The organism is Desulfotalea psychrophila LSv54, assembly GCF_000025945.1.
Taxonomy (GTDB): domain Bacteria; phylum Desulfobacterota; class Desulfobulbia; order Desulfobulbales; family Desulfocapsaceae; genus Desulfotalea; species Desulfotalea psychrophila.
In genome coordinates, this window is record NC_006138.1 from 190,160 (window position 1) to 208,773 (window position 18,614).

Annotated in this window: 12 protein-coding genes, 1 tRNA gene, 2 pseudogenes and 1 CRISPR repeat array; of the genes and pseudogenes, 5 read left to right on the forward strand and 10 right to left on the reverse strand. The window is 45.9% G+C overall.

Annotated features, from left to right (window positions below):
• Nucleotides 1-281: 281 nt before the first annotated feature.
• The gene (locus DP_RS16425; RefSeq protein ID WP_011187419.1) at nucleotides 282-896 is read right to left on the reverse strand and encodes a DUF2971 domain-containing protein; all 615 of its coding nucleotides are present in this window, start codon (nucleotides 894-896) and stop codon (nucleotides 282-284) included.
• A gap of 1,053 nt (nucleotides 897-1,949) precedes the next feature.
• Here DP_RS16425 and DP_RS00895 point away from each other — a divergent pair.
• From DP_RS00895 to DP_RS18410, 5 genes and pseudogenes are all read left to right on the forward strand, one after another.
• Entirely contained in the window at nucleotides 1,950-3,269 is a 1,320-nt protein-coding gene (locus DP_RS00895; RefSeq protein WP_041277459.1) for a tyrosine-type recombinase/integrase, read from the forward strand.
• Nucleotides 3,270-3,283: 14 nt separating this feature from the next.
• Nucleotides 3,284-3,973, forward strand: coding sequence for a hypothetical protein (locus DP_RS00900; protein WP_011187422.1), 690 nt, complete (start codon nucleotides 3,284-3,286; stop codon nucleotides 3,971-3,973).
• 303 nt (nucleotides 3,974-4,276) lie between these two features.
• Nucleotides 4,277-5,194 carry a hypothetical protein gene (locus tag DP_RS00910; protein ID WP_011187423.1) on the forward strand — a complete coding sequence of 306 codons (918 nt, stop codon included), beginning with the start codon at nucleotides 4,277-4,279 and terminating at the stop codon, nucleotides 5,192-5,194.
• Nucleotides 5,191-7,143: a DNA primase family protein gene (locus tag DP_RS16430; RefSeq protein WP_049784969.1), complete on the forward strand. Its 1,953-nt coding sequence runs from the start codon at nucleotides 5,191-5,193 to the stop codon at nucleotides 7,141-7,143. The genes DP_RS00910 and DP_RS16430 overlap by 4 nt, the downstream gene beginning before the upstream one ends.
• 583 nt (nucleotides 7,144-7,726) lie before the next feature.
• A pseudogene (locus DP_RS18410) lies at nucleotides 7,727-7,889 on the forward strand (IS5/IS1182 family transposase); the annotation flags it as partial.
• A 93-nt stretch (nucleotides 7,890-7,982) separates the two neighbouring features.
• Nucleotides 7,983-8,941: direct repeats of the CRISPR family, unit length 37 nt; unit sequence GCTTCAATGTAGTCACCCCTTTCGAGGTGATTGATAC.
• Nucleotides 8,942-9,090: 149 nt separating this feature from the next.
• Here DP_RS18410 and DP_RS00925 read toward each other — a convergent pair.
• The 9 genes and pseudogenes from DP_RS00925 to DP_RS00965 all read right to left on the reverse strand — a co-directional run bounded on the left by DP_RS00925 (nucleotide 9,091) and on the right by DP_RS00965 (nucleotide 18,470).
• Nucleotides 9,091-9,762, reverse strand: coding sequence for a hypothetical protein (locus DP_RS00925; RefSeq protein ID WP_041277461.1), 672 nt, complete (start codon nucleotides 9,760-9,762; stop codon nucleotides 9,091-9,093).
• A gap of 1 nt (nucleotide 9,763) precedes the next feature.
• A complete protein-coding gene (cas3g, locus tag DP_RS00930; RefSeq protein ID WP_011187431.1) occupies nucleotides 9,764-12,025 on the reverse strand; it encodes a type I-G CRISPR-associated helicase/endonuclease Cas3g in 2,262 nt (753 codons plus the stop codon).
• Complete coding sequence (csb2, locus tag DP_RS00935; protein WP_041277462.1) at nucleotides 12,009-13,298, reverse strand: type I-G CRISPR-associated protein Csb2; 1,290 nt, start codon at nucleotides 13,296-13,298, stop codon at nucleotides 12,009-12,011. Before csb2 ends, cas3g begins: the two co-directional genes overlap by 17 nt.
• Entirely contained in the window at nucleotides 13,295-13,720 is a 426-nt protein-coding gene (locus DP_RS18170) for a hypothetical protein (RefSeq protein WP_011187433.1), read from the reverse strand. The genes csb2 and DP_RS18170 overlap by 4 nt, the downstream gene beginning before the upstream one ends.
• A gap of 92 nt (nucleotides 13,721-13,812) precedes the next feature.
• On the reverse strand, nucleotides 13,813-14,331 hold the full coding sequence (gene cas7g / locus DP_RS00945) for a type I-G CRISPR-associated RAMP protein Csb1/Cas7g (RefSeq protein WP_011187434.1): 519 nt from the start codon (nucleotides 14,329-14,331) through the stop codon (nucleotides 13,813-13,815).
• Between the two features lie 383 nt (nucleotides 14,332-14,714).
• Nucleotides 14,715-14,791 (reverse strand) — tRNA-Met (locus tag DP_RS00950).
• A 306-nt stretch (nucleotides 14,792-15,097) separates the two neighbouring features.
• Nucleotides 15,098-16,752: pseudogene (groL, locus tag DP_RS00955) on the reverse strand (chaperonin GroEL).
• 116 nt (nucleotides 16,753-16,868) lie between these two features.
• Nucleotides 16,869-17,156: a co-chaperone GroES gene (groES, locus tag DP_RS00960; protein ID WP_011187436.1), complete on the reverse strand. Its 288-nt coding sequence runs from the start codon at nucleotides 17,154-17,156 to the stop codon at nucleotides 16,869-16,871.
• Between the two features lie 231 nt (nucleotides 17,157-17,387).
• Nucleotides 17,388-18,470 carry a branched-chain amino acid aminotransferase gene (locus DP_RS00965; RefSeq protein ID WP_011187437.1) on the reverse strand — a complete coding sequence of 361 codons (1,083 nt, stop codon included), beginning with the start codon at nucleotides 18,468-18,470 and terminating at the stop codon, nucleotides 17,388-17,390.
• Nucleotides 18,471-18,614 lie beyond the last annotated feature (144 nt).

Consider the following 18,614-nt stretch of genomic DNA (forward strand, 5'->3'; position numbering starts at 1 on the left):
CAGCATTAGAAGAATACTATTCCCACCCTGCTACCCTTGAGACTACTCCGTCTCTTTCTGCTGTGGATTCAAAAGCTGGCAAACTGCCCCCCCCCTGAGCCTTTTAATAATTCTTACGAGAAGCGCAATGCCCCATGATACCAAAGGGCAGATTAATGACTTAGGGGGGGGAATGCTCATATGGCCTGTTCAAAATGAGATAAGATCAGTTGGTTATAATTGTTGAGGCACAAAACATAACCAACTGTTTTAGTTCCGGTTAAGGACCTTGTTATGCATGTTTATTTCACAGCCCTCACTACAATATTCTTTCTATCAAGTCTTGTTTCTAACAGGCTAATATTATTAGACACTGACTTTTTCAATATATCTTTATGAAAATCGGAGGCTCGTACTCCAAAATACACAGCAGTAACGCGCCCTTTAATTGGGTAGTATTCGTCCTGTCCGATGATTCTGTATTCATTTTCATACCTCCAATGCTCTGTTTTATATGATAGAACTTCATTAGGAGTTGCACCTGCAAGGATGGTTGTCCCATGCTTTTTCAAGCCACTATCATAATTCACCTCTGTAACATCAGCCTCATAATCAGAAAACTCAATTTCTATTGCCACACCAGTATGTCCATTTGCATAGTGTGACCACATCCTTATGTCCTCAAGTGATTTTGATAAGCTACATATTTTCAGATCAGAGTTGAACGTTGGTAGATCATCAATGCTTTTATATTGCCTAACCCTCTTTTGGTTGCCCCGGGGACTAATTATTGTATAAAAAAGCCCCTCAAGAGGGTCATTTAGAGAATCATAACTAGAACAGTACAGTCTTTGGTTTAATAGAATATCTAAAACAAACTCTAAGTTATCTAATGATCTGAATTTGTAAAGTTTCATCTACGCCTCGTGATAAATGCATAACAAGTTATTATCCGGTTTCCTGATATCATCGCAAAACACAATTTGACAACGCTTTTTCATCCATGACACCCAGTTTTTAACTGGATATCTCCTACATAATCCAGATCCCTTCCAGCCTTACCGATCAACTTACAGCACTCCAACCTAAACGCCCACGGCTACTCCCCCTTACAAAGGGGTGTATTGACGATCTCCAATCATCTTCCTACACTATTTCTTTGTTATGAGCAATGATTAAGGATTGTTAGATGTACGTGTTGGGGGCCTATGAGTGGTTATCGGAAATTCTGCAGAGCAACATTGGACAATGGCGAAAAAGAGAGGCACAGGCGCTAGCAGGATTGAAATATAGGAAAGAGTTGTGCTGGTGACAGCTTATTGAATGAGGCCAGCGTGGTGAAGAAAAGAGTATGGGAGCAAGCAGGGTGCTGTGCTGCAGGTAGAGATGCCGATAAAGCGCATGATTCTTCACACGGAGGAGACACAGGGCGCCCAAACGGTGTAGGCCGCTCACGGGGCCTCTCCGAGCTAACAGAACTGGCTTTTAAACTTTTGCTGCTTGCTGAAGGAGAGGGAATCTACAGAAGCGGGTATCTAGCTCCAGAGGAGATGAAACAGGGGATTGGTGGCACAGGAGGGTGAAAATTCTTGTCTGCCCTTGAGTGGGGCGGGGATCGCTGCTCGAAACATTCCTTCAATCTGCTTACATAGTAGTTACACAGCCACATTGCCACATTGCCTACCAGTTCACAGGACAAAAAAAAAGGTCAATATCACTCAAAGAGTAATATTGACCTTTCTAATTTGGTGGCGATACAGGGAATCGAACCCCGGACACTACGGATATGAGCCGTATCGTATGCTGTTTTGATTAACATTGATTAATATTGATTTAACACCTAATTTCAGGTATAAATACAGAATCGACACATACAAATCAACATCTACAAATTGATTAATATTGACCAAATTTGCTTACATAGTGCTTACACAGTGCTTACACGGTGTCTAGCTCCAGAGGAACCGGCCATGCCACGATTGACATTAAATAGAATTAGAAACGCTAAGCTCCCACCTAATAAAAAACAGATTTTTCTCTGGGATGAAGATGCCAAGGGCCTGGGGGTACGTATCACTGGAAGCGCAAAAGTGTTCATCTTCCAAAGTCGCATGCTGATGCCTGATAAAAATGGCATCCTGAAACCATCTACTTTCAGAATAAAGATAGGCGGATGTGATTCAGTCCTCCTGGAAGATGCACGCAATGTGGCCAGGCGTTATGCGGCACAAGTGGCCGAGGGGATAGATCCACGCCAAGCACGTCAACGGACTGCTGAGAACGAAGCCACGGAGAGACAAGAAAGGAAACGACAAGATGTGACTATTGGCAAAGCATGGCCAACCTACATGGAAGAACGTCGCCCAAACTGGTCAACAAAATACTACTCCGACCATGAGCGCATTATCTCTCCAGGCGGCAAACAGAAAAAGAGAGGCAAAGGCCTGACTGTAGCGGGCCCCTTAGCCAGTATTGCCAACCTACCTCTTTCAAGTGTGACAGCCGATTCTATAAAAAAATGGTTGGCAGATGAACAGCCCAAGCGCCCGACAGAAACCAGACGAGCTTTTGAAATGCTTCGAACCTTCCTGAATTGGTGCGAAGCTGACAAACGCTACCACGGCCTTGCTCCCCCTAATGCATGCTCTGCCAAAATCAAGAAAGACAACTTGACTAAAAAGAACTCACGGGACGACGCCCTGCAACGAGAGCAGCTTTCTGTCTGGTTTGCTTCAGTACGGCGCTATGAAAATAAAGTTCTATCAGCATACGTCCAAATGCTCTTCCTTATAGGTGCCAGACGTGAGGAGCTGCTTTCACTTAAATGGTCTGACGTAGACTTCCGCTGGAAAAAAGTACACATCCTTGGCAAAGGCGCTGTGCCGAGAGACCTTCCACTAACCCCATATGTTGCAGCCCTATTATCCAAACTGCCTCGACGTAATGAGTGGGTTTTTTCCTCAACGCGTGGGAAAGAAGGCCGCCTACAAAGCCCCACCAAAGCTTTTCAAAAGATGATGAGCAGGGCTGAGATTGACGACATTACTCTACATGGGTTACGCCGATCCTTCTCCACCTTGTCGGAGTGGTTGGAAACGCCGGTTGGGATCGTCTACCAGATCCAAGGGCACGAACCATCAGCCACAGCAGAAAAACATTACAAGAAGCGACCTGTTGACCTGCTCCGCAAATGGCACATCAAGATTGAAGCCTGGATATTGGAAGAGGCTGGAGTTGAAGTGCCTGGAGCGGATCAAGAAACAGGTTTTCGATTAGTAAAAATCGTTTAAGAGGAGATAGGGATATGAAGTGGATGCCCGTTGTTTCAGAGATTCCTTGGCCAGATGATAACGGAGAAGTGATCGGTACGAGGAAGTATATAAGCTGTTATTTTGCTCATTTTTCCGATGATGAAGAGAAAAGGATCTTCAATATCTTAGAGAAATATCCGGTTAGTGAAGTCAACTTATTCACAAGTATGCTTGCCAAGATATGTACTGATTACGGCGTATTTTTAAAACAGAAAAGAGACCATCAAATACGGAAAGAGATCGACGATAAGCTCCCGATACTGGAAAAAGCGCACAGTCAGTTAAAATTGCTACAAAAACAAGGACTACCTATAGAACACATAAAATCAGTTCCAGGGGTTTGCCACAGTGAAGAAGAAAAATCACGACATTATGCTGACAAACATATCAACAAAAAGGCATACTGCGACCTCCCCGTGTGTGCCCGCCGCGCAGAGGAGGCACTGGAGTCTCTTCTAGGGGTACTGCGAGATCTTCAGCCCGATAAGCCTGGACGTGGCAGAGTAGAAACAGAAGGGGGGTTTGCGCAAGCTATTGCAGACGCTTTTGCAGAAGTATTCAATAAAAAACCATCGACATGGAGAGAAGGGGTTCTTAGCCAGATATTGGCAATTTGCCTCGAAGGGTTAGGAATTCCACACGAGAATCCAGAACGGCGCTTAAAAAACCTCGTACATAAATAGCCTTTTTTTCTTTATTAATGTCTCCTGTATTCCCCACTCATTGCAAGTAATCATACCTCATAACAATGGCAAATCGTGAATAACCACGAGCCAAAATTATGAGGTAAGCCATGAAGAAAGCATCCTGCTCTAAGCAATTCATTACCACCAACAAATTTTCTGAAATCTTCGGAGTGAAACCTGATACAGTTCGCAGGAACCTTTGCACCAAAGGTCATTTCTTAGGTATGAAGCCATTAAAGCTGGCAAACGGGCGCTTACTTTGGCCAGCAATCACCCCCGATCAACTAAAAGGGTGATTTCATGAATACCAAAAGAAAAGCGGTCCCTCCCCAAAAGGTTGGCGCCATGGGAGAAACCGCTTCAAATCAACAAGCCAAGTATAGTTCTTTTCCTGACAATCAGCAAGGACCGACCGACAATCCTGCAGCCAGTCAGCGGCAACGTATTTTTCCCCACCCGAAAGCAGACGAGCCGACGACAGACATTGCTTTCACAATCATCACCAACCACGACGGCCCACTGACAAAGACGATCCGGCCAGATGGCCAAGGCGGGATCATCAAGAAGCCTGCTGCAAATCTCGTCAGAGGTGTAACGAAAAGGGTTACCATGCCCTTTAGGAAGTTTGGCCCTTTTCTGCGGACATTGCAGAATAATCAGGCCCTCTGCCACGGCGTCAGTGATTATCCCCAAGCCAACATTACCTCAAGAGCCAAGTTTAACGGGGAGCCGGACACAATCACAAGGACATCGGAATATTTCCACTATCCAACAGGTGCCGGTATCGGCATGTTCGACCACGACCCGAAACCTGGGCAGAAAACGTTGAGCGCAGATGAGTTGCTTGACATTATATATAGTGTCTGCCCTGATTTTCGCCGCCTGTCGACATGGTGGACGCCGTCAACGAGTTCCTGCATTTTTGATAACAACAAAAATGAGCTGACGGGAATTGGAGCCGGTTTCCACCTGTACTTCCCGTTTGAGCCTGCAGATAAATTACCGGAATTTGCTGACTGGCTGTCCAGGCAACTTTGGTTAGCAGGCCACGGCCACATCTTTATTAGCCGAACCGGTTCACTACTTACCCGGACCGTCTTCGATCTGACAGTTTTCTCCCCGGAACGATTGGATTTCGTAGCCGGGGCCGACTGTATTGACTGCAATCAACGGTTGCCGGAACCTGTGTACCGCAAAGGATTGGAGGTGTGGGCATGATAGAGTTTACACCGCTAACTGAAGCGCAAAACATGCTGTATGAGGCCACCGTTTCGGTTGCGAAAGAAGAAGTCCACGCGGAAGCTGACAGAATCAGACAACAGTACATGTCAGTTGAAGCTATCAAGCTGGCAGAGAAAACTGGTGTCGATGTTGAGCATGCTGAAGAGACTGTCCGCTTGCGATGTAACGGACACTTGAGCCCAGAGGATATCATTTATTTCCAGAACGGTAGCACGGCCACGGTGGAAGAAATGCTTGCGGACAGAAGCAAATATGACGGCACGCCCTGTGCTGACCCGCTTGAACGTGAAGAAGGGTTGAATCGGGCAATGTTCTACGCCAACGCTGATACCGGCAAGCCACTCATCCACTCTTTCCTTCATGGTGGCCAGATACACCACTTGACCGGCCGACAGGAAGAGCCGGTGGAAGAACATGCACCATCCTTTAGCGAACTGCTTGAACGCGCAGCTACCCTGAAGGCAGGAGATACAAAGGGCATGAAAGATATTCTCGAACTTGCGACAGCCCTAGACTCAATCGAGGAACAGGAACTTTTGCGCAAAATCAAGAAAAACACAGGGATGCCCCTGCAGGCCATGCGCTCGTACACACGCAAGGGTCAAGTGGATTCCAAGGATTTGGATCACCTCGATATCGCACGTAAGCTCCTGGAAGAGATCGGTAAAGAGAACGTACTGAACTGCGAGGATGGAGTTTTTATATGGCGAGAAAAAGGAGTATGGGAGCCGATGAGAAAAGGCGAACTTAAGCACCGATTGCAGAAACTGATAGAGGGGAAGATGCGGGTTATGTCTCAGTGGGTTGTGGGGGCAACAGAGGTGTTCACAAATGACGTGTATCGGGCGAATCATGAATTCAATATTGGTGATCCGAATGTCATTAACTGCCTTAACGGGGAACTGCACCTAAATCACAAAACCGGTTCGTGGGAGCCGAAGTCTCATGATAAGCTGGCCTATCGGACTAGTCAGATTCCTGTCGAGTTTGACCCTACTGCAACTGCACCACGATTTAAACAGTTCTTGAATGAGATATTCGAAACTGATGAGGATAGCCAAGACAAGACAAGAGCGCTGCTGGAAATGTGTGGTTACACGATGGTGGCCCACTGCTCGTATGAACTGTTCGTCATCCTTATAGGTACTGGCGCGAACGGTAAAAGCGTTTTTCTTTCGCTACTAGAGGCCATTGTCGGGCCGAAAAACACAGTAGGGGTTCAGCCAAGCCAGTTCGACAACCGGTTTCAGCGAGGGCACATGCGCCATAAACTCGCCAATATCGTGACGGAGATCAAGCAAGGCGAGGTCATTGCCGATGCAGAGCTAAAAGGGATTGTCTCAGGTGAACCGTCGACGGTCGAGAACAAATTCAAAGACCCTTTCACCATGCGGCCCCATGTAACGTGTTGGTTTGCGACAAATCATATGCCACATACCCGTGACTTTTCGGAGGCGCTGTTCAGGCGCGCCTTGATCCTGAAATTCAACCGCGTCTTCTCAGACGAGGAAAAGAACCCGAAGCTCAAGGATGAATTGTTTGCAGAATTGCCAGGCATCCTGAATCTGGCTCTCCATGCTTACGCTAATGCTGTTTTGAATGGTTTTACAAAGCCTGACAGCAGTGAACAGGCGAAAGAAGAATGGCGACTTGAAGCAGATCAGGTTCAGCAGTTCGTTGAGGATTGCTGTGAAAAATCGCCTTACGAGGAAATTGAGTCTTCAACGCTATTCAGAGCATATCGATCATGGGCAGAGACGAACGGTATACGAAAAATGTTGAGCCAAAAGAGTTTCAGAGACAGGCTCACACGCCTTGGATTTGGCAGCAAACGGAATAAACAGGCTAGGCTTGTCACAGGGATTGCCATGGCCAACAATTTCCCTGGTAGTGCTGCCGATCTGTTGGGGGAACTTCTCTCTTGATGAACGCGTATTGACTTCGTCATATAGACCTGGGTTACTGAAATGGTCCCCATTATTATACGACTGAGCTTTCCCACATTTGGGCATCAGCACCATTTCCCTTCCTATTTACGGGTGGGCACATGGTGATGGGTGACGGGTGGTGACGGGTGGTGACGGGTTTTTCCACATTACCCAACTTTCAGAAAAAATAAAGTTCAGTAATTCAAAATCTTCTTTTTCTCATAAATATATCCATGTTATAAAAAGCGTCACCATCCGTCACCACATGGGAAGCATTCTCACCACGACACATATAGAAAGCACAAAATGACATAAGAGTAAGGGGATATACAATACTATAGCCTGAGCTTCCCTACTCTCCTTTACTCACTTGTCCTGGTGGAAGGGGGGGGGTAAAAGTTTGGGGCTTAATTACCTAAGACCGGGATTGCCCTCTAACGTTAACACTAACTCTGAATAATCCACGACAACAACCTTCAGGAATCGTTGTGCGCGCGCGAGGCGAATTGAAGTTTTCCGGGTAGTGCTTGACGCCTCTTTATGGATTTTAAGCAAGGCCGAAGAAAAGCACAGGACCCCCCATCAAAGGTCACTGGCTGAAACGGCGATGTATCGCTACAAGCAGTTGATCAGCGACAAACTGAACCTTCGCGAATACAACGGCCAAACAGGTAAGTCAGCTTGCGTCCAAGGCTTTGAACAAAATCAATGCTTTCGGAATACCTGTTCGAGAGGTTTTTTAGTAAAATGGAATGGAGCAGAGAGGAACTGATTTTCTTCTCTCATGATTTATGCAACAAGGCCCCAACCTACTCCAATTTCACCCTTACCAAGATCCTTCAATGCAGTCACCCCTTTCGAGGTGATTGATACTCGCTCAGGGTTGCTCATATGCTCCTGCAGGGTCCTTCAATGTAGTCACCCCTTTCGAGGTGATTGATACATTTTTTCAGGTCGATATAGCGCATATCTTTGGCGCTTCAATGTAATCACCCCTTGCGAGGTGATTGACACGCAGACCTGCAGGCCGACCGTTATAACAGTCCTTGCTTCAATGCAGTCACCCCTTTCAAGGTGATTGATACCGTTTGCCACAGGAAAGAGCATCGGCGGTTGATCGCTTCAATGTAGTCACCCCTTTCGAGGTGATTGATACTTCCCGAGATCGGTCAGGTCATAGACGCCAAACTGCTTCAATGTAGTCACCCCTTTCGAGGTGATTGATACGTCGACAAGGTAGGAGCCGGGCCGAGAGTAGGGGCTTCAATGTAGTCACCCCTTTCGAGGTGATTGATACTCGTCGTCCCAATCCATTCCGCTTGCAACAAACTGCTTCAATGTAGTCACCCCTTTCGAGGTGATTGATACGTACAGACAGGCTTATCATCAGAGTAATAGGTGGCTTCAATGTAGTCACCCCTTTCGAGGTGATTGATACATGGGCCGAATGGCAACTCTACGAGTTCTATCCTGCTTCAATGTAGTCACCCCTTTCGAGGTGATTGATACTGTCTATCGCCTTGATAGCGGTAGATCCCTTGATGCTTCAATGTAGTCACCCCTTTCGAGGTGATTGATACCCGATGATCGGGCAATACGTCACTTGTATCGGGTCGCTTCAATGTAGTCACCCCTTTCGAGGTGATTGATACAACCTCGGTCGATGTTTGTGGGGCTGTGTTGATTTGCTTCAATGTAGTCACCCCTTTCGAGGTGATTGATACCAGCTCAAACTGATTTTGAGGACAGTGATAAACAGCTTCAATGTAGTCACCCCTTTCGAGGTGATTGATACTGCCAGTTAACTAACATGCTAAAAACACATATTCATCCAAGGTGTTTCCGCGAACACACTCAGAAGAACATTACAAGTTGCTGTGAATATATGCGAAAACAGAAAATCCTTTATAATATCAATAAGTGCGAACAAGGCCACTTTCCTTGCTAGTGAGACCTTCGCGCAGGCAGTAAATATCCCATCTGACCGTTGCGCTGAATAGTAGCCTCATAAAGATCCCCCCCCCACTCAGTACTCTTTGATTGTACAACTGCCCAAACCCCACTTATGTCTAAAGGAACTGACCATGTTACCCACTGATAAAATCCCTTTCTAACACCTAAGCTCGTAACAGGGAGTGCTTCTGCGGCAAGCCACTGCCCAGCAATAACCCCGCGATGTGGAGAAGATGTTGGCGCCTTCATACCACCAACTTTTGCGGCCATTTTGTTAGCACCAACATCCCAACCCAGACTTGTTATGTTATCTTCGTTCATCCATGGGAGGTTGAGGGCATTTAAAATATCATCTCGCGTAACACTTATCAGCATTGTTGTAATAACATTGCTAAAACTCACTCTTCCTGCTGTGAGATCTAACGGTATTTTTTCTGCTGTCTTACTTTTGGGAAGTTCCTCCAAAAGAGAACTCCCCTCTGCGAGATACCTTGACAAGCTCTCTAAAACAATATTTTCATCTACACCAAGTAAAACAGGATGCTGATGCTCCCACAATAAATGAGCTTTATGCCCCATACGAGATACAATTGAAAAACACCCCACTGCCGCCATCCAAGCCTGAGCATTTGTCTCAAATAAACCTTGCATTTTATATTGCACGTTATTCCTCACTTTTACTTTGTACCCAATCTGCTAGCCGAACCATTGCCTCAAGATATGCCAACTGCCATGCCCCATATTCTTCATTCAACCTACAGGTCATACTTCCCCAATCTGATCCCCCTGCTTTATGCCACAGGGCAAAGTCTCCGCTTATTGACAAGACACTTCTGTTGTATCCATGATGAGTCCCAACAAGATACTTCAACAAGTCGCTCACCTCATCTGACAACATTGATACAGATGCAACTTCATGCCGCCAACCCTTGGGCAAACCGGACATACTACGAGCAACCTTCGCTGCCCATGGAGAAATGTGATTTGACTTTGCCAAGGGTGTGGAACATGCTCCAAGCATAGTTTGAAACCGAGGATCTTGCTTGCCGATATCATGCAAGCGGGCTGCTTGTCGAACAGCCTCATCTGCTGAGAAATTTTTTGCGACTTCAAACACATTGTCTAAGTGGTCACTCAAAGCAACTTCATCACCAGATCGTTTTCTTCGTGGAGTTTCTGTAACTATAACTCCTGCTGGATAAAAGGTGATTAAAGGCTTCACAAAAGGTGCATTGGCTTCTTTGAGAAGCTCGGGAATGTCAGAATCTTCACCTGCTCCTACTAATCTAAACTTTGCTCCTACTTGATTACCTAGATCCTTAACAGGGTCACATTTCTGAGGCATCCATCCCCACTCATCATAGCCACCATACCGCGTCGGTATGACAATCATACACCCACCGCGTATGCTGTCACCCCTTACAACCCTATCGCCTACAACAACAGACCGACGCCCTAGCCAACGTACAACCTCATAAATAGGACATGGCATAGCTTCTGCCATTACTGGAGGTGCTGCTTGAACAATTTCAACCCATTGCTCAGTTTCACAGGGAAGGTCTTCACGCCACACTACCTGAACAGTGATATTGTCTTTATCGTCACCATGGAGCCAAGGACTAATATCCATATCGACAGATGGCATGGTTTGCCTCAAACAACGAAGATCTGTATGACTCAAAGGGAAAGGAAGGGAAATTTCTCGCATTGGGGGGCTGCTTGCTTCTATAGCTTTTTTTATTGCAAGTACGCCAAAATCAACCCGCTTATTTTTACCCTTACCGTGTTGTATTTTTTTGAGCCATGACCATGTACTTTTTAGAATTTTCTTCCCATAAACTTTGCAATCCTGATCCTTTCCCAGATCAAGATAAACAATCGCCCCCTGACATGCCTGTAATTCTCCAAGCCGATCTAGTCGCCCAAATCTTTGTTGCAAGGCATCAATTGGTGCATTTTGAGTTACAAGGGCATCAAAATCTAAATCCGCCCCCACCTCAATGGTTTGTGTTGCCACCACAAAAAGAGGCTGCCTCCCTCGTCCTCTACTACCACTGAGCATTTGCGGAAGGTATTGATTAAGTATTTCATCTTTATCAGCTGGTCTCACGCGACCTGTGAGGAGAATCTTCTCGCCTGGCAATTTAGCAAAAATTGCTCGTGCATGTTTAGTGGTGTTGCATACCACGGCCACAACGCCTTTTACATCCGCCATTAGAAGGTTCGCTTCTTTCACCATTGTTGACAAAAATTGCTCGTCCGATGGTTTGACCAACTTAACAATCTTTTTACTGGCTAATCTTTTCTTGAGGACAGGATGAGCATAATCTTTAGCAGACAAAGTCATAGTCCTGTCATCTGTTACAGGTGTCGCTGTCATTGTAACAACGTGCCAGGGTAATATTGAGGGGGGGCGAAGATTCATAATCTGCTTTAAAGTCTCCGCAAATGGGGTAGAGATATGCGCCTCATCTAAAACAATCATCGCGTCATTCCCAATCAAAGCAGCGTGAATAGGAGCTGACTTCGGACTGACACCATACCCGCGCCATAAAAGACGTGAACCAGCTTGGTCTACTGTGGAAACAATAACAACAGGCTCATGTGGATTCAGCATCCACGAGTCATCAATTGTTACTCCACCTCTCATTTTTATTACGGTACAACCGATTTTCTCTGCATACTCAGTAACAGAATCTACAATAAGGCGACGATCCACGATATAAATAAGGCGAGTAGGGACTTTCGCTCCAATCTCCACAGCATAATGCCAGGCAGCGATTATGGCGGTTTTACCTGAAGCAGTAGGGGTTGATATCGACTCAGGTGGTTGACCTGCTAACACCCTTTCTGCAAGAGACAATTGCCAAGGAAATGGACTATATCCATGTTTTCCCTGATACCACTCATCAAATTTGAGAGACATTGTTTAGCTCCTCTGAGTAAAAGGGTCTACATAAACCACTGCCAAAATACCGATCGGCACCGATTATAATTGGCCCTATTATATATGATGACCATACTATAACGACATGGCACATATATCGCCTGTTCTTCCTTGAGGGATATTTTCTTGCATCTATAGTGCCTTTTATCGGGGAGGTATTGCCACAAGAAATGTACGCAGGCAAAGGTAAGCCCATTTTAGCCAAGCTTTCAGCAACAATGCTTTCAGGAGAAACCTTCTTTGTAGGCCAACGATCAAGAGCTACAGGGGTAACAGTTGCAAAAGATTTTGAGGCCTTATTCCAAGCACTACTTTGTAAACCCTTCAAACCAACATTGTCTAGCTCTAGCTCAACCTCTCCAAGATTTCTTACCCTCATCAAAGATGCACCTACAACTCCAACCTCTAAGTCACTTACGTCTGACGGAAGCCAACAACCTAGCCCTAGGATATGTCCCTTTGCATACTTATGACCAACATCAGGAATTGCCGCCCAAGCAACATGACGATAATCTCCGTGACCATGTACAAGTGGTGGCAAGGATGAATCTTCAGCCTGACTTATAACTGCCCTCCGTAACTTATCTGTCCAATACGTTGTTTGGTGGATATCAAGCTGTCTTTGAGGACGTAGTACAAAAAGCTCCCCCCATCTTTCATTAGAGACAAGAGTCTTCTTTTCTCTATACGAGGTATAAGGCGCAGCAGGGCTTCTCGCACCTACTTCAAAATGCGCTATAAGTTCTTGCAACCTACCCGTATATGGAGTCCTAACCCGTAAACCTCCATCTTTATCTGGTACCCAATTAAACTTAACACTATCAGCAGGAACAACCCTTCCGATAACAAGACTTGTGGCTCTGCCGATGTGAGTCAGTTGTTCAACAATTTTTGTAAGAGGAGCAATACATTTTTCGGGAACATCTCTCCAAAGATAACTCACGATATTATTCTTTGGATGAACAACTGGGAGATGTCTTGCTGTACCCGTATGATAATCTTTTCCTCTACGAAAATTTTCCGGCACATATTGCAGCGGGGCTCTAGGACACAATGCTTCTTCAAATTGCATCAAAGGAGGCGATTCAAGGTACTTTAACACCTCCAGATCTTCGCCTATTTCAGCGGCTGTTGCGACCATGGCTTGAAATTTTCGATCTGGGGCCGGAGGCCATTCACCTCTTTGAGGTGATGCTGGATCTGATAACTGCGGCTTAACCAGAAATTCTATCTGCGCCGCAAAGTCACTCATTCCTCTCCTCGTGGAAGAAGACCCACCAGAGCACTCCCAGCCGTCAAACATATCGGCTCTTGGTTAAAAGAAAGACCATGTTCTTTTGCCACAGCCAATGCTTCTTTTAGCTTAGCGGTTGACGAAGGAAGATTGAATGCTACCTGCTCGCCATTCGATCTTAAAACATAGGACTCACGACTAGCTGTATAAAGCTCACAACCAGAACGTAAATCTAATTTGTCCATGACCAGAGAAACTCCTAGTAAAGCTAACTGTATGAGTACCTCACGGCCTGCTTGATCTCGTTCTGGGCTAGATGTACCAGCTTCATCAGGAAAACTATAGCGGCTTAACCGCGTCAGAGATATTGCTCCGTTTAACTCTATACGTCCTGCAAAGACACCTTTATCCGCTGTATCTGGAATATCACTATGCCCCAATTTAGAAGGGTTTTACCACCTTCTGGATCGGGAGTAATTGTTCCATCCTTCAATGAATGGAGGGGCAGAGTTAGCTTTGATCCCCAAGGGGGTCAATTCTTTGGGCTTGTATGCTGAGCCACAAAAACATCATATCCCCATATTTCGCATGACACTGATCGAGATATCTTCACTCCTTTTACACTTTTTCCAGCATGAGAATCCCAGCCACCTAAAGAAGTGTCATGGAGCATAAGTAAAAGAGCAGTTGCATTCTTTGTGGTACTACTGAGTAATTGATGTCCTATATCAGAATTTCTCCATGAGTCTTCCCCCAAAAAGGAGTCACGAAGAATGGCATCATATATCCTATGAGGCAACTCATTCACAGAGAGCGTTTGATTGGCAACAGATGTTGTTATCTCTGGAAGGATGCCAAGAGCGGCAAGCTCTGCTTCAATACGATTTGCAAATGATCCCACAGAATCAACCTGCACAGCCTTAGCTTTGCCCGTCCCTTTATCTAAAGCAACAAAGTTGTGACCTACACCTGCAAATGTTGGTGGGTATATGTGATCACTACCATTAACATTCTTGAGGTTTGCTTTAATAGAAATAGCGACATCTGACATATTCTTTCTCCTTAAATGGGTGGTACAAACATGGATGACAACCAACTTGATTTCGAGGCGTCTATATGATAGGAGCAATAGACATTATTCCACTATTTCATTCAAGTCTTTGTTTTTAAAAAAGAATAAAAGTTACTGAGTCTTTATGAGACGGAGAGAGAGAGAAAGACTCTACCTCAAAGAAGGGGTTGAGCCGTATCTAGCTCAAGAGGAGATGAAACAGGGGATTGGTGGCACAGGAGGTAAAAACTCTTCGTTTGCTCTTGGGGTGGGCGGGGATCGCTGCTCGAAACATTGATCCAATCTGCTTACATAGTGCTTACACGAGCAAAAGACACAAAAAAAGGGTTACAGCCGAATGACTGTAACCCTTTGGAATAACTTGGTGGCGATACAGGGAATCGAACCCCGGACACTACGGATATGAGCCGTATGCTCTAACCGACTGAGCTACATCGCCGCGCTGTGAAGCAAGGACTTTATACTTAATTACCCTCTTGCTGTCAACATATTTTCCCTGTTTCTTTTGTTAAATTTCGTTTTCCAGGGCCTTTTTTCCTGAGACAAAAGGAGGGCCTGCCTAAGCCACTATTGTTGCGAAATAAAACGATAGATGCGACAGGGCAGCGAAGAGATCTCTCCGACAAGAAAAAAGAACCGACACGGACAAGGGGAGAAGCAGAGAGGGTACAAAAAAAGGGGGGACAGACATAAAGCCGGTCCCCCCCAGGTACAACTAAAGCAAATGTGCTTCAGGTACGGCTGATTACATCATGCCGCCCATGCCGCCCATTCCGCCCATTCCGCCCATTCCACCAGGCATTGGAGGCATTCCTGCGCCGCCATCTTCTTCCATGTCTGCAATCACACACTCGGTGGTGAGAAGCATACCGGATACAGAAGCTGCGTTTTGCAGGGCTGTACGGGTAACCTTGGCAGGATCGATAACACCTGCAGCGATAAGGTCTTCGTAAACTTCGGTAGCTGCGTTGAAACCGTTTGGTCCTTCAAGCTTCTTAACTGCATCAACAATAACAGAACCTTCACGGCCAGCATTATTGGCAATCTGACGAACAGGCTCTTCAAGGGCACGGATAAGATTTTCTTACCAAGCTCTTGCTCGCCTTCAAGATGAAGGGCTTCAAGGGCGTCAAGCCACCGCATGTAAGCAACACCACCACCAGGAACAACACCTTCTTCAACCGCTGCGCGGGTTGCGTTGAGTGCATCTTCAACACGACCTTTCTTCTCTTTCATCTCGATCTCGGTTGCAGCTCCAACGTTAATTACCGCAACACCACCGATAAGCTTGGCAAGACGCTCTTGGAGCTTCTCACGATCGTAATCAGAGGTGGTATCAGCGATTTGAGCGTGGATCTGCTTAACGCGTGAAGAAAGCTGAGCAGCATCACCAGCACCGTCTACGATGGTGGTAGCATCCTTATCGGTCACGATACGCTTACAGGTACCAAGATCGTTAAGGGTTACGTTCTCAAGCTTGATGCCGAGGTCTTCGCTGATAACCTGACCACCGGTAAGGATAGCGATATCTTCAAGCATTGCCTTACGACGATCGCCGAAACCTGGAGCCTTAACAGCTGCAACATTGATGGTACCACGAAGCTTGTTCACAACGAGGGTTGCAAGGGCTTCACCGTCAACGTCTTCAGCAAGGATGAAGAGACCTTTACCCATCTTGGCAACTTGCTCAAGTACTGGGAGGAGATCTTTCATGTTGGAAACCTTCTTCTCAACAAGGAGAATATAAGGATCGTCCATGATTACTTCCATACGCTCTGGATCGGTAACGAAGTATGGAGAGAGGTATCCACGGTCAAATTGCATACCCTCAACAACGTCCAAGGTGGTCTCCATTGATTTTGCTTCTTCAACGGTGATAACGCCTTCTTTACCAACCTTGTCCATAGCCTCTGCAATGATGTTACCAATGGTCTCATCGGAGTTTGCAGAAATGGTACCAACCTGAGCGATCTCTTTTTGCTCTTTGGTAGGGGTCGCAATGTTACGAAGCTCAGCAATAACAGCCTCAACACCTTTGTCGATACCGCGCTTGATCTCCATTGGGTTGCCACCAGCTGCAACAAGCTTAACACCTTCGGTGTAAATGGCTTGAGCAAGTACGGTTGCAGTGGTGGTACCATCACCGGCTACATCAGAGGTCTTAGAAGCAACCTCTTTAACCATCTGTGCGCCCATGTTCTCGAACTTGTCCTTAAGCTCGATCTCTTTAGCAACAGAAACACCATCTTTGGTAATGGTAGGTGCGCCAAAAGATTTCTCGATCAGAACGTTACGTCCCTTGGGTCCGAGGGTTACCTTAACTGCGTTCGCAAGAGTGTTAACACCAATGAGAACAGACTCGCGAGCCTTCACTCCGTACTTAATGTCTTTTCCAGCCATTATTTTATCTCCGTCAATCCATCCCCAAAAGGGACGATCAAATATTTTATATTCCGCTCAGCGGGGCAAACAACTTCTAAACAATCAGTGTAGCTGTATCATCAGGAAACTGATGACTACTCCATGATGCCGAGGATATCGTCTTCACGCATGATGAGAAAATCTTCTCCATCAAGCTTCACATCGGTTCCACCATACTTGGAGAAGAGTACAAGATCGCCCTCTTTTACCTGCAATGCAACACGCTCACCACTGTCGCTAACCTTTCCAGGTCCTACAGCTACAACCTGACCTTCAGCTGGCTTTTCTTTAGCGCTATCAGGAATGATGATACCACCAGCGGTTTTCTCTTCTTCAGCCAGTCTCTTCACCAAAAGCCGATCATTCAAGGGACGAATTTTCATTACTGCCTCCTGCGTTACATATATGTTTTTAGTTATCCTCGTCTATCTAGACGATTTTTCATCATAGTTACCTATGTCGTTAGGTAGTCATTTAAACTCGCAAAAACTATAGGTTCGGTTTAATAAAAATCAAGGGGAGTTTTACAAAAAAACAAGGCCCCTATCGAATATCTCGAAGGGGCCTTTAGACTAGATTTCAATTCCTTAGATGAGAGAAATCAGAGGAAGATGCTAACCCACACGCTCAACCCATTTGAATGGATCTTCCAGCTCGCCATACTGAATACCCTGAAGCTCGGCATAGAGTCTCTGCGAGAGTTCTCCAGCCTTACCAGCATTAATGATATAGCTCTTATCCTTATAGACAATTTCACCTACAGGGGAGATTACAGCAGCCGTTCCTGTGCCAAAGGATTCCAGCAGAGTACCGTCTTCACTTGCCCGTAAAACTTCCTCTATGGTGATCTTGCGCTCGGAGACATTGAGGCCCCAGCTTCTGGCAAGTTTCAAAATAGAATCTCTGGTGATACCGCCAAGAATTGAACCTCCAAGCGGAGGAGTGATAAGCTCATCGCCAATACGGAAGAAGATATTACTGGTGCCCACCTCTTCCACATACTTAAACTCTTTCGCATCGAGCCAGAGGACTTGGCTACAACCTTTTTTCCTTGCAATCTCAGCAGTATAGAGAGATGCTGCATAATTTCCGGCAGTCTTAATATTGCCAACGCCACCGGGAACTGCACGGGCCTGCTCATCACTTACGTAGATCTTGGTAGGGTTACAACCCTCCTTATAGTATGCGCCCACGGGACTCATAATAACAAAGAAGTAGTACTTCTCGGAAGGACGGACACCAAGACTGGGCTCTACCGCAATCATGGTCGGACGAATATAGAGAGATGAACCGGGGGCCTCGGGAATCCAATCCTTTTCGAGATAGAGAAGGGCCTTCAAGCTCTTCAACACCTTGTCCACGGGCAGGCGGGGCATACAGAGACGTACTGCAGATTGATTCATCCGCTCAAGGTTATCCGTCGGACGAAACATATAGGTCTGCCCATCCTTACCCTTATAGCCCTTCATCCCCTCAAAAATTGCCTGGCCGTAATGGAAGACCATTGCCGCAGGATCAAGGACCAAATTATGATATGGACAAATTTTTGCGTCATGCCACCCGTTCTCTCTGCTCCATGTCATCGCAAACATGTGATCGGTAAAGTCACTACCAAAACAAAGGTTCTCACTTGAAGGTTTTTCCTTTAAATTTTCGACAGATACTTTTTCAAGTGCAACATCAAGATTTTCCCACATAGCTCCGGCCTCCAGGCAGTACTTATTTTTCTTTTCTTAATTTATCATACGATATATACTTCACATAAGGAGTGAACATCCTACCAGAAATTCATCTTTTAGCAAAGTTCCCCGAATGTTTCGGCGAAAAAGTTAGCCTCTCCG

Coding starts and splice junctions, on each gene's coding strand:
- DP_RS16425 (WP_011187419.1), bottom strand. CDS start 896: ATGAAACTTTACAAATTCAGATCATTAGATAACTTAGAGTTTGTTTTA.
- DP_RS00895 (WP_041277459.1), top strand. CDS start 1,950: ATGCCACGATTGACATTAAATAGAATTAGAAACGCTAAGCTCCCACCT.
- DP_RS00900 (WP_011187422.1), top strand. CDS start 3,284: ATGAAGTGGATGCCCGTTGTTTCAGAGATTCCTTGGCCAGATGATAAC.
- DP_RS00910 (WP_011187423.1), top strand. CDS start 4,277: ATGAATACCAAAAGAAAAGCGGTCCCTCCCCAAAAGGTTGGCGCCATG.
- DP_RS16430 (WP_049784969.1), top strand. CDS start 5,191: ATGATAGAGTTTACACCGCTAACTGAAGCGCAAAACATGCTGTATGAG.
- cas3g (WP_011187431.1), bottom strand. CDS start 12,025: ATGTCTCTCAAATTTGATGAGTGGTATCAGGGAAAACATGGATATAGT.
- csb2 (WP_041277462.1), bottom strand. CDS start 13,298: ATGAGTGACTTTGCGGCGCAGATAGAATTTCTGGTTAAGCCGCAGTTA.
- cas7g (WP_011187434.1), bottom strand. CDS start 14,331: ATGTCAGATGTCGCTATTTCTATTAAAGCAAACCTCAAGAATGTTAAT.
- groES (WP_011187436.1), bottom strand. CDS start 17,156: ATGAAAATTCGTCCCTTGAATGATCGGCTTTTGGTGAAGAGACTGGCT.
- DP_RS00965 (WP_011187437.1), bottom strand. CDS start 18,470: ATGTGGGAAAATCTTGATGTTGCACTTGAAAAAGTATCTGTCGAAAAT.